Annotated in this window: 18 protein-coding genes; 6 read left to right on the top strand and 12 right to left on the bottom strand. The window is 28.9% G+C overall.

Annotated elements, in window-relative coordinates:
* From ACX6CF_RS02600 to ACX6CF_RS02585, 4 genes are all read left to right on the top strand, one after another.
* On the top strand, positions 1-582 hold a 582-nt coding region (locus tag ACX6CF_RS02600; protein ID WP_458783738.1), incomplete at its 5' end, for a cyclase family protein.
* A gap of 42 nt (positions 583-624) precedes the next feature.
* Positions 625-1,014, top strand: coding sequence for a VOC family protein (locus tag ACX6CF_RS02595; RefSeq protein ID WP_458783737.1), 390 nt, complete (start codon positions 625-627; stop codon positions 1,012-1,014).
* 140 nt (positions 1,015-1,154) lie between these two features.
* Positions 1,155-1,442 (top strand): metal-sensing transcriptional repressor, encoded by a 288-nt coding sequence (locus tag ACX6CF_RS02590; protein WP_458783736.1) that lies wholly within the window; start codon positions 1,155-1,157, stop codon positions 1,440-1,442.
* A gap of 14 nt (positions 1,443-1,456) precedes the next feature.
* Positions 1,457-2,344 carry a DMT family transporter gene (locus ACX6CF_RS02585; RefSeq protein ID WP_458783735.1) on the top strand — a complete coding sequence of 296 codons (888 nt, stop codon included), beginning with the start codon at positions 1,457-1,459 and terminating at the stop codon, positions 2,342-2,344.
* Positions 2,345-2,462: 118 nt separating this feature from the next.
* Here the strand turns inward: ACX6CF_RS02585 and ACX6CF_RS02580 are convergent, their stop codons facing one another.
* Positions 2,463-2,762, bottom strand: coding sequence for a hypothetical protein (locus tag ACX6CF_RS02580; protein ID WP_458783734.1), 300 nt, complete (start codon positions 2,760-2,762; stop codon positions 2,463-2,465).
* Positions 2,763-2,905: 143 nt separating this feature from the next.
* The gene (locus ACX6CF_RS02575) at positions 2,906-4,162 is read right to left on the bottom strand and encodes a M14 family zinc carboxypeptidase (protein ID WP_458783733.1); all 1,257 of its coding nucleotides are present in this window, start codon (positions 4,160-4,162) and stop codon (positions 2,906-2,908) included.
* Between the two features lie 202 nt (positions 4,163-4,364).
* On the opposite strand from ACX6CF_RS02575, the gene ACX6CF_RS02570 reads away from it, so the two are divergent.
* Together ACX6CF_RS02570 and ACX6CF_RS02565 are read left to right on the top strand one after the other, a co-directional pair.
* Positions 4,365-4,574 carry a DUF378 domain-containing protein gene (locus ACX6CF_RS02570; RefSeq protein WP_113675085.1) on the top strand — a complete coding sequence of 70 codons (210 nt, stop codon included), beginning with the start codon at positions 4,365-4,367 and terminating at the stop codon, positions 4,572-4,574.
* Positions 4,575-5,133: 559 nt separating this feature from the next.
* Complete coding sequence (locus ACX6CF_RS02565) at positions 5,134-5,553, top strand: twitching motility protein PilT (RefSeq protein WP_458783732.1); 420 nt, start codon at positions 5,134-5,136, stop codon at positions 5,551-5,553.
* A gap of 101 nt (positions 5,554-5,654) precedes the next feature.
* Here ACX6CF_RS02565 and ACX6CF_RS02560 read toward each other — a convergent pair whose 3' ends face one another.
* The 10 genes from ACX6CF_RS02560 to radC form a co-directional block, all read right to left on the bottom strand.
* Positions 5,655-6,053 (bottom strand): methylglyoxal synthase, encoded by a 399-nt coding sequence (locus ACX6CF_RS02560; RefSeq protein WP_113675087.1) that lies wholly within the window; start codon positions 6,051-6,053, stop codon positions 5,655-5,657.
* Positions 6,054-6,067: 14 nt separating this feature from the next.
* Positions 6,068-7,183 (bottom strand): rod shape-determining protein RodA, encoded by a 1,116-nt coding sequence (rodA, locus tag ACX6CF_RS02555; protein WP_458783731.1) that lies wholly within the window; start codon positions 7,181-7,183, stop codon positions 6,068-6,070.
* A gap of 60 nt (positions 7,184-7,243) precedes the next feature.
* Positions 7,244-7,507, bottom strand: a complete 264-nt coding sequence (minE, locus tag ACX6CF_RS02550; RefSeq protein ID WP_458783730.1) for a cell division topological specificity factor MinE — start codon at positions 7,505-7,507, stop codon at positions 7,244-7,246.
* 12 nt (positions 7,508-7,519) lie between these two features.
* Positions 7,520-8,317 (bottom strand): septum site-determining protein MinD, encoded by a 798-nt coding sequence (gene minD / locus ACX6CF_RS02545; protein ID WP_458783729.1) that lies wholly within the window; start codon positions 8,315-8,317, stop codon positions 7,520-7,522.
* Positions 8,310-9,050, bottom strand: coding sequence for a septum site-determining protein MinC (locus ACX6CF_RS02540; protein WP_458783728.1), 741 nt, complete (start codon positions 9,048-9,050; stop codon positions 8,310-8,312). Before ACX6CF_RS02540 ends, minD begins: the two co-directional genes overlap by 8 nt.
* 65 nt (positions 9,051-9,115) lie before the next feature.
* Complete coding sequence (locus ACX6CF_RS02535) at positions 9,116-11,935, bottom strand: penicillin-binding transpeptidase domain-containing protein (RefSeq protein WP_458783727.1); 2,820 nt, start codon at positions 11,933-11,935, stop codon at positions 9,116-9,118.
* Positions 11,932-12,447, bottom strand: a complete 516-nt coding sequence (mreD, locus tag ACX6CF_RS02530; RefSeq protein WP_458783726.1) for a rod shape-determining protein MreD — start codon at positions 12,445-12,447, stop codon at positions 11,932-11,934. The genes ACX6CF_RS02535 and mreD overlap by 4 nt, the downstream gene beginning before the upstream one ends.
* A gap of 33 nt (positions 12,448-12,480) precedes the next feature.
* A complete protein-coding gene (mreC, locus tag ACX6CF_RS02525; protein ID WP_458783725.1) occupies positions 12,481-13,314 on the bottom strand; it encodes a rod shape-determining protein MreC in 834 nt (277 codons plus the stop codon).
* Between the two features lie 37 nt (positions 13,315-13,351).
* Entirely contained in the window at positions 13,352-14,389 is a 1,038-nt protein-coding gene (gene mreB, locus ACX6CF_RS02520) for a rod shape-determining protein MreB (RefSeq protein ID WP_458783724.1), read from the bottom strand.
* A gap of 180 nt (positions 14,390-14,569) precedes the next feature.
* On the bottom strand, positions 14,570-15,271 hold the full coding sequence (radC, locus tag ACX6CF_RS02515; RefSeq protein WP_458783723.1) for a RadC family protein: 702 nt from the start codon (positions 15,269-15,271) through the stop codon (positions 14,570-14,572).
* Positions 15,272-15,344: the final 73 nt, after the last annotated feature.

Below are 15,344 nucleotides of genomic sequence, written 5' to 3'. Positions count from 1 at the left end.
AAAGGAATGATAGTTAATATGTTAATAGATTTAAGTATTAAGGTTACAAAAGAATTTAATAAAAATGTTTCAGATAATGGAAAGATTCCTTTTGGTCACCTAGGAACTCATTTCGATGTAATGAATAAAGAGTTCCCTCTAGAATTTACTAAAAGAGAAGGCATAGTATTTGATGTAAGCAAAATATTCAACCGAGATATTAATGTATCAGATATTAATATTAGTTTGGTGAATGCCGATATGTTTGTTGCCTTTCATACAGGGTTTATAGAAGACCAACAATATGGTTCAAAGCTCTATTTTACATCTCACCCACAGTTATCAGATGAACTGATAGACCAATTACTTGATTGTAGAGTTTCAATAATTGGTATTGATTGTGCAGGTGTAAAACGTGGTTCAGAACATACCCCAAAAGATCAATATTGTGCTGACAGAGGTGTATTCATTATTGAAAACCTCTGCAATTTAGATAAAGTTTTAGACAATAATGATTCAATGATTTTTACAGCAAATACTTATCCGATTAATTTTGCAAATATGACAGGGTTACCTTGTAGAATAACAGCAGAGATTGAATAAATTGGTAATAAAGTATTAAATCTTTTTCTGAGGAGGTTTTAAATGAAAATTGAACATATTGCAATATGGACCCATAATCTAGAAGATCTTAAAGATTTTTATATTAATTATTTTGATGGGATTTGTGGTGAAAAATATATCAATTCCAAAAAAAGATTTCAATCTTATTTTATAGAGTTTGAAGATGGTTCTAGACTTGAATTAATGCAGATGGACTCAATAGTTTCAAATATAACTGATATTAGTAAGCAATATACAGGAATCAATCATATAGCTTTTTCAGTAGGTTCAAAAACAAAAGTTGATGAATTAACTAATAAGCTAGAAATAGATGGCTTTAATATTATTAATCTACCACGAACTACTGGTGATGGCTATTATGAAAGCTGTTTTACAGATATAGATGGAAATAGAATTGAGATAACAATTTAATAAGTATATCCCTACCTACTGAGCAAATCCTAATTAACTGGATTTGCTCTTTTACTTTCTTATAATATATTTGCTATAAAGCAAAGGATATGTTATTCTATAATTATCCCCCGTAGGGGGTTATAGAAGGAGGGTTTATAATGTGCAACATACAGGAACATAAACACCAACATACTAATACTCAAGCTGTTATAAATAGGCTTTCAAGAGCTATAGGACATTTGCAATCTGTAAAAAAAATGGTTGAAGATGACCGAGACTGTAGTGAAATATTGATACAGGTTGCAGCTGTAAAATCAGCTGTCAATAACATAGGTAAAATTATTTTACAGGATCATATTAATCACTGTGTAGTTGATGCTGTTAAAACAGGAGATGAGAAAGTTCTGGAGGATTTATCTAAAGCTATTGACAAATTCATGAAATAAACGGAGGAAATAATTTGAATAAAAGATATAATATTGCAGTACTTTGGGCTATATTAGCAGCAACTTTATACTCATTTAGCTCCCCCATCTCTAAATTACTATTAAAAGAAATACCACCAACAATGATGGCGGCTTTTCTTTATTTAGGTGCAGGTATAGGAATGAGTATAGTTGGGATTTTTTCACATAAAAGAAATAATGCAAAAAGAGAATTGAGTTTAACTAAAAAACAGTTACCTTTTATAATTGCTATGATTGGATTGGATATTCTAGCCCCCATCTTTTTGATGATAGGATTGAATATGACAACTCCTGAGAATGCTTCACTATTAAATAATTTTGAAATTGTGGCAACCTCACTAATTGCACTTATCATTTTTAAAGAAGTAATAAATAAGAGATTATGGCTAGCAATAATACTTATCACTATCTCAAGCATAATTCTATCCATAGAAGATGTTAGTAGCTTTTCCTTTTCTATAGGTTCAATATTCATTTTATTGGCATGTGTATGCTGGGGATTTGAAAATAACTGTACAAGGAAGCTCTCTGAAAAAGATCCTCTTCAAATTGTAGTTTTAAAAGGTTTTGGGTCAGGAGCAGGCTCATTAATTATTGCTTTAATAATAGGTGAATCTATTGGTAATGTTTGGTATGTTTTTTACGCTTTAATATTAGGCTTTTTTGCATATGGCTTAAGTATCTTTTTTTATGTTCATGCACAAAGAGAACTTGGAGCAGCAAAGACCAGTGCTTATTATGCTGTAGCCCCTTTTATTGGGGTGGGACTCTCTTTAATCATTTTCAGACAGCCACCTAAGATTACCTTTATTCTTGCACTACCAATTATGATATTAGGTACATATTTTACAACAACTGATAATAAATCAAATAATACATAAATTATATTAGCTCATTAATTAAGAGCAAATCTGTTTATGCTAGATTTGCTCTCTTTATGTTTTATATTCATATTACAGATTATCAATCTTACTATGTTAGATTCAAAAAATTATGAAACTATTTATGATTTTCTGCTTTCTTTTTACGGAATAATGATATTCCACCAAACCCACTGATAACAGCAATATAAAAACCAAAATCATACCACCAACCACTATTTATTACTTCATATATTCTCACATTTTCTTTAAACAATCCCACTATTAATGATATAGGAGCAATCCAACCATGCCAAATACCCCCAAAAAAACCTGCTGGGTCAGCTACTGTATATTTTGGATCACCAGGCATACAACCAGTCATTAAACATAAGACCATAACTAACATTATACTTAATAATACTAATTTTTTTTTCATAATAATCATCCTTTTAATTTATTTTAATATAACCTTTAAAATAGAATTAATATTCTAGTTAATATTAGTATATATATAGTAATCTTAATAAATATTATATCAAATATTAGAAAATATTTCAAAAATAATTGAATCAACTTACTTTAAATAATACTAGCTAACATTAATATTTCTTCATTATTTTCATAAATCATATCAAACTGTTCAATAGGAAGAGGATTTTTACCTTTACCAACTTCTATAGTATAACCTGGCTTCCTATACTCTAAAATATACCAATCCTTATAACCTGCCAGACTTTGACTTAAATCTTCTGAAGCTAACTCATATCCACTTGCTTTAGCAAATGTTTCACCAATATATACACTTATCTCTGGTTGAAGATCTTTAAAATTCCAAAATATCACTTGACCTTGTGTATGATACGCTATTACTAATCTAGTATCAACACTTCTAGTTAAATTGGCCATAGCTAAAGATTCTGGCTCAGATTCAGCTTTTGTTCCACCATATAAAAAAGGTCCAGGACCATTAACTCCTAATTCAACTTCTAATTCTTTATATTCTTTCCATCCTGCATCATAATTCCTGTTAAGATCAACACCATTGATATTAGATTTCCAATCATTGAAATCTTCACTACCAAAGTTCCAATCTATAAGTTGTTCCTTATTAGTGTTTATATTCTCTACTCCATTAATAACTAGCTCTACTCCATCTGGATTAACCATCGGTACTATATCAATTGTAGCATAATTCCATATTTGTTCTGTATCATAACCTCTTATAGAACCTTTTCTAGAATAGACCTCCGAGAACACTTCAATCCATTTCATAAGCAAAGGTGTTGTAATCCATTCATTAGCATGATGAGCACCATTATATATAACATGATTGTTACCCTTACCAATCCTTATTCTGTAAAGTTTTCGACCATCCACACTATTACCGATACTATCAAATTTCAAAAATGGATATCTTTTACTTAGACCCATTATATTATTTTCCATAACATCATAAGTATAGGGAACATTTGTTGGAACTATTTGATAATCCAACGGCACAATGATTGTATTACCAATAGTTAAATCGAAAGGGTTAATATCAGTATTAGCTGTAATTAATCTCCATACAAGTGTATTATATTTTTTGGCTATATTATATAATGTATCACCACTTTCTATAGTATATAATACATATCCCATTAAATATTCATCTATTTTATTCAATGTTAATTGATTTAAATCACCTGTTATTTTCAAATTGTTATTTTTTTGAAAATTTTTTATAGAATCTATTGTATAATTTCCGAGAAAACCATCAATACTATAATTATAATAACCTAATTTATTTAATAAGCTTTGAATTTCTCTTATTTTTGACTTTGAAATATTGTCCAATTTTTATCACCTAAAAAACATTATTTTTAATTTATCTTATTACTAATTTAAGATAAATGTACCTTGTACCAAAATTTTACTAGTTATTTTTTGAAAAATTACAGAAACTAATAGTAAGATTAAACCTTAGAAAAAGATATAACATTTATCACTTTTTTAGGTTAATCATAAATACACAATACACATGTTAAGGAGGATGTTTATGAATACTCGAGGTATTGATATAGTTGCTCTCATTTTAGTAATAATCGGCGCTATCAACTGGGGTCTTATCGGCTTCTTTGAGTTTGATTTAGTTGCTGCAATATTTGGAGGAATGTATACAATAGCAAGTAGGATTGTTTATGCTTTAGTCGGTATTGCTGGTATATATTCGTTAACTTTCTTTGGAAGAATTAGAGGAGAGATGTAATATTAACATAGAGATTATTTTATAATAATCTCTATTTTTTGTATGTTTTACTCTTAAAACCAATATTCAATAATAATTTAATTACCAATTTTTGTTAAAATATTTTTATGTAGATTCTAATACAATATATGGTATTCATTAATATTATATTACTATAGATATTGTATTATTACAATTATTATTTTTATAACATCTTAATAATTACTTTGTTTATGTTTAATTATGAATTATTATATATTTTGTTTATGTATTTAGTTGTTTTTTTGATTTATATAAATATTATTAAGTGATTTTATAAAATTATTTTCTAAATTTAGATTAAGAATCTTATTGTAAATAATTCAAGAAAGTTATATAATAAAAGAGTAAAGTTATAATTTTTAAAGAATTCAATAGTATAGTTCTTTAAAATTTATCTTCTGATTGATATGATAACTATTTTCAATTTAATAATACTATATTAGTACATAATACAATATATAGATTAACTGATATGTTAGTCAATGTATTTTGTAAATAATATCAATTAGAGGTATTAATTAAATAGGAGGAGATTGCTATGATAAGATTAGTTGCAGGTGATACTGGGGAAGGTAAGACAAAAGATTTAATTAAGATGGCAAATGATGCAATAAAAGCTGTTAAAGGTCACATAGTTTATCTAGATGGCGACAGTAGTCATATTTACGATTTACACCATAACATACGGTATATTAACGTTTCCGAGTTTCCTATTAATGATTATAAAGAATTTTTTGGTTTTATGTGTGGTATACTTTCTGAAGATAGTGATATTGAACAAATATATGTAGATGGGCTATTAAGAATGGCCAATTTACCTATAGAAAATAACAATACAAAAGAATTGATTAGTAAGTTAAAAACTGTTTCTGATAGTTGTAAAGTACGATTCATTATTAGTGTTAACTGTGATACAACTGGGTTGCCAGTTGCTTTAAAAGAATATTTAGTTGCTTAAAGTAGAATATTAGCCACCTTCTCAGGTGGCTTTATTAATTGTTATTTATTGATTATTAATACTTGTAGCATTAATAAAAGGAGTATCATACTCCTTTTATTTTATGATCTTATTACACTTCGCCATTCTAGATCTCCACGTTCTAACGCCTTAATCAATAATTCAGCTGTTGCTAAATTAGTGGCAATTGGTATATTATGAATATCACATAATCTAATAACTGATGCAGGATCAGGTTCATGTTGCTTTGGTGATAATGGGTCTCTCAAAAATATGACCATATCAATTTGATTGTGTGCTATTTGGGCACCTAATTGCTGTTGCCCGCCTAAATGTCCTGCTAAATATTTATGGATGGATAAATTAGTTACTTCTTCTATTAGCCTACCTGTTGTTCCTGTAGCGTATAATTCATGTCTATTTAAAATATTACGATAAGCAATACAAAAATTCTGTATCAACTTCTTTTTATTATCATGTGCAATTAAACCAACATTCATAAGCTTACCCCCTTTTAGTAGTAAGTTGTCTTTCTATGCAAACTTATATTAAGTATCACACCAATTCCTATCATATTTGATATTAATGAACTTAATCCGTAACTAATGAACGGTAGTGGTATACCTGTGTTCGGTATTAAACCTGTAGTTACTCCAATATTTACAAAAGATTGAAATGATATTATAGCTACAAAACCACTTATAATAAGCATACCAAATAAATCAACAGAATCTTTAGCAATCCATAAACATTTTATAATTAATAATAGAAGTAATAATAAAACTATACTGCAACCAATAAATCCAGCCTCTTCACCTATTATTGAAAAGATGAAATCCGTTTGTGGTTCAGGTAAATAATTATATTTATTAATAGTTCCTTTGTACCACCCTTTTCCATTTAGTTGACCAGATCCAATCGCTTGAATAGAGTTATCCGTTTGATAAGTATCATATTTCTCTGGATACAAAAAACTTAATACACGATCAACTTGATGATTACTAAATATAGTTTGGTCAGGCTGTTGAATATACCACATGGTACCTAAAAATATCGGTACAGCTATGGCTAAAGCAACTAATACATATTTATAACTAATACCCGCTACAAAAAGCAAAACAACCAATATGACTATTAAAACTAAAGATGTTGATAAATCAGGTTGTTTATAAATCAATAATGTAGGTATTATAACTAGTATTCCAAGTTTTATCAAAAATAATAAATTATTAATTTTTTCTTTATTCTTATCAATATACTTGGCTAGGAATATAACCATCATAATTTTTGATAGTTCAGAGGGCTGTAATTGTATCCCTGCAATATTAATCCATCTAACAGCACCTTTTACTTCTACTCCAAGAAAAAGAACTGCTATTAATAGTATAATATTAAATGCATAAATAAGCCAGTAAAATTTTCCTATAAAATGATAATCAATCAAAGAAATAATAATCATTAATACAAAAGTAACAATAAAACCAACTAGTTGTTTATTTCTAATGTATGTAGATCCATTACTATTTATCTGAGTAGCGCTACCAATTGCTATTATGCCAAAAGAAACAAGAGCAATGACTATTAATATTAGGAAAATATCATATTTTTTAAAATTATAATTTCGAAACATTTTTGCACTTCTTTCTATAATTATTATTCCTATAAATACTTAATATCCAATTATTTCATATTAAGCTTTTTTCTTCATCTTTTTAATTGGTATATTAGCATATAATGCTGGTACTATAGCATCACTGAATTCTGATTTAGTGTTACCCATTTTTATGTCCAAGCCATCCTCATCAATTTCCATGTACTTACTAATAACATTAATAATATCAGTTTTAACCATTTCTAGTAATTCTGGAGAACAATTAGCTCTATCATGTATAAGGACAAGCTTCAATCTATCTTTAGCAACTCTTTTGGATGTTCTTTTACTTAATAATGGCACATATACCCCTCCTTAATTACCAAACTTAATCATATTTTTCAGTTTACTAAATAATCCACCTTCATTATTAAAGTTAAGTAGTGGAATATCTTCACCCAAAACTCTTTTAGTAATATTACCATATGCTTTTCCAGATAACATACTTCTATTACCAACAATAGGTTCACCGTTATTAGTTGATATAACTATATTCTCATCATCTGGAATAGCTCCCAATAAATCAATAGCAAGTATCTCAACTACATCATCTACAGACATCATATCACCTTTTTTAACCATGTCTGTTCTTATTCTATTAATAATCAGCTGCGGATTTCTAAGTTCATTAGCTTCTAATAGTCCAATTATTCTATCAGCATCGCGTATTGCAGATATCTCAGGTGTTGTTACAACTAAAGCTCTATCAGCACCAGCAATAGCGTTTTTGAATCCCTGCTCAATACCAGCAGGACAGTCTATGATAATATAATCGAATTCTTCTTTCAAAGTCTCACATAACTTTAGCATTTGTTCTGGAGTAACAGCATTTTTATCTCTTGTCTGAGCAGCTGGTAGTAAATATAAAGTAGAATATCTTTTATCTTTTATTAATGCTTGTCTAAGTCTACAGTTACCCTCAATTACATCTATTAAATTATATACTATTCTATTTTCTAATCCCATTACAACATCTAAGTTTCTTAATCCTATATCTGCATCTATTAAACATACTTTCTTATTCTCCATAGCAAGACCAGCACCTAAATTAGCTGTGGTTGTAGTTTTCCCTACTCCACCTTTACCAGATGTTACAACAATTACTTCACTCATTAGAAAATCTCCCCTTTTCATTATTTTTTACCACTTCATTATTGTAATATTCAAGTTCCTTGTAGATATTATTATTTAATGCCTCAATACATATTCTCCCATCTGCAATGTATGCTATTTCAGCAGATGAAGTATCCATGGTTAATTTTTTATTATCTGGAGATCTTCCCATTATATCACCTATTTTCAACTGCATAGGCTTCATTGACAATGCAACCACAAAAGGATATTTACCATTAAGCTCCTTTACATAAACTGTACCTTTTAAAGCACCCAAAACAATTACATTACCTGTTGCAGTTACTTTTGCGCCTGGATTCACATCTCCCATTATTATGACACTATGTTCAACATTCAATTGTTGTCCAGAACGTAATGTTCCCTTATGGAATACTGCCATTGGGTCACCTGATGGATTTCCCAATTGAAAGATATCATTTTTATCTACTTCGTCATTATTACTTTCTGCACTTTTACACGAATCAGATTCATCCATAATACATGTAACTTCCATATCTGAAAAAGTAGTAATAATATTAACTAATTCTCTTTGTTCCTTATCAGAAAGGTCTCTTCCAGTAAAAGTAATGGCTACTTTGGCATTTTTAAAGAATTTCTTTGCATCAACTATCTTATGTTGAAGTGTTTGCTTCAAATCCTTAAATGTCACATTCTCATCTAATATAATAGTAAGCCCATATTTATTACCTTTAATTAGTATACAATCGCTCATAATGAGCATCCTCCTAACCAATAAAAGTTATTTAAATTCTTTTGACTTACCCTAATATACTTAAGTTAATATTCCAATTTGTTACTCATAGTAGTTGTTTCACTTGTTCCATTTATATCATAATAGCTACTGATTATCTCCTTGACAACCTTACCAGAATTCTGTGCAGTATAACCATAAGGTATAACTACAACTACTGCAATTTCTGGATCATCATATGGTGCAAAAGCTGTAAAAGTGGCATGGTCTGGTTTACTCTTGCTTTCTTGTGAAGTACCCGTTTTTCCAGCAACTTTTATTGGTAGATCTTTGAATATACTATAAGCTGTACCTCTAATCCCATTTTGTTTAGTTGTCACTTTTAACATACCCGAGTGAACAATTTCAATATTTTCTGGGTTAAAATTACTCTTAGTCGCTATATTAGGAGTTCTATCTTCATATACTTCACCATTATGATTAGCTATTTTATCAACAAGATTGAGTTCAAAATTCGTTCCTCCATTAGCTAATGTACTAATATATCTAGCTAACTGAACAGGGGTATAACTGTTTTTATCTTGGCCAATAGCTGCACGTACTGGATCTTTAGTAGGATTCATAGGCGAATATTCTGATAACTCAATTCCAGATTTATTGTCTAATCCAAATTTCCCAATATATTTCATTAGCTTATTGATTCCTTCAATTGGAATATAGTTACCATCTTCATCTTTCCCTAATCTTAGCCCTACTTCATAAAAGAAATAGTTACATGAATCCCTAAGTGCCTCTGCTACTGTCTCATTTCCATGGGTAGAACCATATGCTGTATAAATCCAACATTTTGCTGGAGGTGATATTTTATTGAAAATACCTAAATCTCTAATCACAGTATTCTTGGTTATAACACCTTCCTCAAGTCCTGCCATAGCAGAAACCATTTTAAATGTAGAACCTGGAGCTCTACGTTCTTTTGTAGCTCTATGAACAAGAGGTCTAGTTGGGTCATTTATTAATTTATAATAATAATTATTATCGAATTTATTTACAAATTTATTATTATCATAACTTGGATAACTAACAAGGGATAATACTTCACCAGTTTTAACATCTACTACAACTGCTGAACCAGTACTAGGGTTTAAAGCCAACTCACTAGGTTTAATGTCTAAGTTAGCAATCTTACTCTTCATGAAATTAAGAGCTGATATTTTTCCTCTTTTTAAATCAGACATCTCCTTTTCATTAGAAGTAACAATACCCTGTTCAATAAGCATAAAACATAAGTCTTTATAGAAAAATCTTTCATTTTCCGTCATAGTAGTATATACCAAACGTTTAAAATCAGTACTTTCTAATATCTTATTATTTATATAATCTTTTATATAATTATATATTTCAATATCAGAAGGGTTTTCTCCTTCTTTTTTATCTATTTTCACACTTTTTTCTTTAATACTTGTAGTTATTAATTCATGTATACCCAGTTCATTATTCACGTATTTTTTATAAACTTCTATTTCAACTTCTTTATCTTTTTCATCTTTTTTTTCATCTTTAGTTTCATTATCTTCAACTTTCTTTCGTGTTAATAATATACCATCAGAGACTAAATTGTCAATTATATAGTCTAAATACCTATCTTCTTCTGATAAATATTGATTAATGTCTTGTGTCAAATCATAATTAATGTCATCTACTACTTTATTGTAGTGCTTAATAAAAGAACTATAAATATTATTTTGATATTGCTCGTTATCAGAATTTTCCAATTGTTCCAATGATACAATACTATTATTAAACAAAGACGCAAATACATCTTTTAACAAAATGATAATACCTTTTCTTGATGGTTGTGTATTATACATTTTCTCTACGACTATATTCGCTATTTGCTTTTCTAAGGCATCATAGGTTCTCATTTGAAGCTCTTTATCTATAGTTAAAAATATATCTTTGCCTGGTTTAGGTTCTTCTGTACTTATAATATTTCTAGTTCTTCCAAGATTATCAATCTCTATTGTTTGTTTACCATCAGTTCCTTTTAGATATATTTCCATTTCATTTTCTATGCCTGATTGCCCAACGATATCTCTAGCATTATATCCATGGACTTTCAATTTTTCTAATTGTCCCGGACTAATTGTCTTCGTATAACCTATAATGTGCGAAAAATATGTTGAATCAATATACTTTCTACGTGGTTCAACAATTATCTTAGCTCCTGGAAATTTATCTTGATTTTCATTTATCATAGCTAATGTTTTTTCAGAGATATCAACGGCTACTTTTAAAGGTTTATACTTGGAACCTCTAGTCAAGTATAATGCATATCTTATTGCACATATTTTTATAGTCTCTTCATCTGAGTACTTATCTTCTGGCATTTCAAAGAAATCATCAGATCTAATAAATTTAATCATTTCCGCAGCAGTCAAACTTTCTTGAATTTTGGATAATTGTTTTTTTCCGAATATTTCTTTTTTAAATCTTACTATTGATGAATTGGACCCTACAAATTCAAAATTATTGTCTTCATTAAGGTTTATAGGAAATGATACAATAATATTATCACCATTTTCTTCTACGACATTAATAAGATCCCGTATCATTATGCCTCTATCATCAACTGGAATACTATCATCCAATGTAACTGAATACGCTAATTCATTTATAGCAAGAGGTATACCATTTCTATCGTAAACATTACCTCTAGTACCATCTAATACAATATTACGTTCTATCCTAATACTGAATTCATTAGCCAATTCTTGTCCCTTTACAATCTGCAACTCAAATATTCTATTAATCAATATCCAAAATATAATTATAATAAAAACTAACAGAATAAACAATCTATGTTTTATTACTTTCCATATATTCAACAGTAATTCGTGAATCAATTGCTATTTGCCTCCTTTTTCTCTCGTGACTCTAATTTATTATTTATTAAATGGAAAAGTTTATAAACAAGTACTGCAACAAGTGTTGTATAGACTAATTCTGGCATAATGATATTACTTAAATAATATACAAAATTAAGCTTACCTCTAAATAAAAATGTAAATATGTATACATAAAGACCATATATGAAATCACAACCAGAAATAACTAACGTAGGAATTAAAATGCTTTCTTTATAAAAACTTCTATATAAATATCCACTAAAAAAACCAATGTACATATAAATAAGAGCATAGAACCCTAGAACTTTACCAAAGAAAATATCTTGAAGAAGCCCGCATAAAAATCCAATAATTCCTCCTTCATATTTTCCTCTAAGAAGGGCAAAAGATACAGTAGTTATGACAAGTAGATTAGGTGCCACATTGTTAATACTAATATCATTCATAATTGTTGACTGAAAGACAATATTTAATATCATTACAATTATCATGATAATCACCCTACGCATACCATTACCTCCCTTCATATATATTTTTATTTTTTACTTTTCTTTCCATACTTGATTAATAACCAAAACTTCTTCAAGATGTTTGAAATCTACTACCGGCTCAATAATGGCAGATTTATTTAACTTATTAGGATTTTCTTCTATATCCTTTATAGTCCCTATCAAAATACCTGGAGGATAGATTTCAGACAGATGCGATGTCACTATTTCATCACCTTTAATTACACTAGCTGAACCCTCAATAAAATCCACCTTACAACTTCCTGAGAATTGTTTTTCACCTTGAACTACACAAGTGTCTGATGTTCTTAGTATTTTGGCACTAACCTTACTGGAATCATCAATGATAGATTTAACCTTGGAATAATTTTTCCCTACTTCAAAAATATGACCAACCAAACCATTTCCAGCTATAACAACCATATTAACTTTTAGACCATCATTAGTTCCTTTATCAAGTTCAAATATATTATACCAATTACCAACGTCTTTTCCGATTACTGAAGCTCCTATTTTAGGGTAACTTGGGTATTTTTTATCTAATTCATATAAATTTCTTAACCTATCAAGTTCAATTTTATCTTGTTGAAGTATTTTATTTTCATAGCGTAATTTATCAACTTCTTCTTGCAGTTCTTTATTCATACTCTCAAGTGAATTAATATTTTTCACAAAATTCACCTTATCAATTACCCAATCACCAAATACATTGACACCTTTTTGTATAGGCACTACAACATATGCAATACTATTTTCTACAGGACTTACTTTTGAGCGGGATTCCCATGTAAAAATAATAAGAACTAAACATATCAATGTCATTAATAACAAAATATATTTTATAGGAAATTTTTTCTTTCTAAACATTTTTTACAACCCCTCCCTCTGTATATTACATATATATTTATTTCAATTTATTTTCTCGCTTTGATGACATCAATATCTCTAGGTATTGATTCATATCCCTTAGTATTGTGTCTATACCATTAACGACACATTCTTTTGGATTTTCTACTAAATTAATAGACAGAGATGTTTCATTAGTAATTAACCTATCTAAATTACTTAGAAGTGAACTTCCTCCGGTTAAATAAACACCTGTTTCCAATATATCAGAAGATAATTCAGGTGGGGTTTTTTCTAAAATGTACTTGATAGCATCTATTATTACATTAATATCTTCTTTTAACGCATTGTCAATATCTTCATTTGTAACCGTTACTTTTTTTGGTAATCCAGTAACTACATCTCTTCCAACTACTTCTGTAGTTACAATTTCTTCTTCATCATCTATAAAAACATATCCTATTTCTTTTTTTATTCTTTCAGCAGACTTTTTACCAATATAAATACTATATTTCCTTTTAACATAGTTCTTTATATCTTCATCAAATTTATTGCCACCTACTTTTAATAATTTACTTATAACAATACCACCTAGAGAAACAACTGAAACTTCAGTAGTACCTCCACCAATATCAACTATCATATTTCCATATGGTTTTAGTACTTCAATACCTGCACCCACTGCAGCTGCTACTGGCTTTTCGATAAGATAAACCTTTTTAAATCTGAATCCAGAATGAAGAAACAAATCATACAAAGCTTTTCTTTCTACTTCTGATACATCATTTGGAACACTGACTATTGCGACATTATTAGAGAATTTCTTTCCCATTTTAAGATTTTTCAATTGAATTTTAAGGAGTTTACCCATGTTGTCAAAATCAGCAACTACCCCATACTTAACAGGGCTATTCATAATAATATGGGCTGGTGTTTTTTCTAACATATCATAAGCTTCTTCTCCTACCGCGACAATATCACTTTTACTTTTATCTATAGCAATAATCTCAGGTTCATCTAATACAATGCCTTTATCTTTTTGACTGATGTGCATAACAGATGTACCCAAATCAAATCCTAATTCTCTACTAAACATAAAAATCTCCTTTCAAATTCTTGTATCATCTACAGTTACGTCATTACTATTCTAGTTAAATGCATAGTTAAAAAGCCTAAATTGCTATTTACTATGTATGCTACTTTTATATTATCTCCAAATATGGTAATTTATTTTCTTAAATTTAATTATACACAGTTAAAGAATAGGATTTTTGTTCTAATTTTGAAATATACCTTGCTCTTTTAAGCTGATATAATTACCATCTCCAATTATAATATGGTCTAATAATTTTATTCCGATAATATCTCCTGCATTTATTATTCTTTTTGTAATCAAAATATCCTCCCTACTTGGAGTTGGATCACCACTTGGATGATTATGCAGTAGAATCACATGTACCGCGTTATGTTTTAGTGCTTCTATAAATACCTCTCTAGGATTAATTAAAGAAGCGTTAACTGTTCCTACTGTAAGAAATTTATCGGAAATAATTTGATTTTTAGTATCTAAAAATACAATTTTCAAGTGCTCTTGCTTCAAATATCTAAGCTCTTCCATAAAAATAGATGCGATTGTTCCTGGAGAAGAAACTTTTAATTTCGTAACAGCATTATTTTTAGAAATACGTTTTGATAACTCTGCAATAGCTTTAATTTGTATTGATTTAACTCTTCCAATTCCAGATACCTTTTGCAAATCTTCCAACGATAATTCGTATATTCCCCTTATACCTTGTTTTTTGATTCCCAGTATTCTTTGAGCTAATTCAATAGAGCGTTCTTTTTTAGAACCACTTTTAATAATAATAGCTAGTAATTCTGCATCAGATAAAGCATTAGGACCATAAGTTTCGAACTTTTCATAAGGCCTCTCTGATAAAGGCAAATCTTTAACCCTCATCCTACTGTCAATTTCCATTATTAATACCCCCTAGATATAATAAAAAAATATGGTATTAAGTTAAGACTGTATTAAACTATTTAGTTAATAC

Source organism: Vallitalea sediminicola (assembly GCF_054408565.1).
This window is presented reverse-complemented; position numbering and strand designations above follow the sequence as displayed.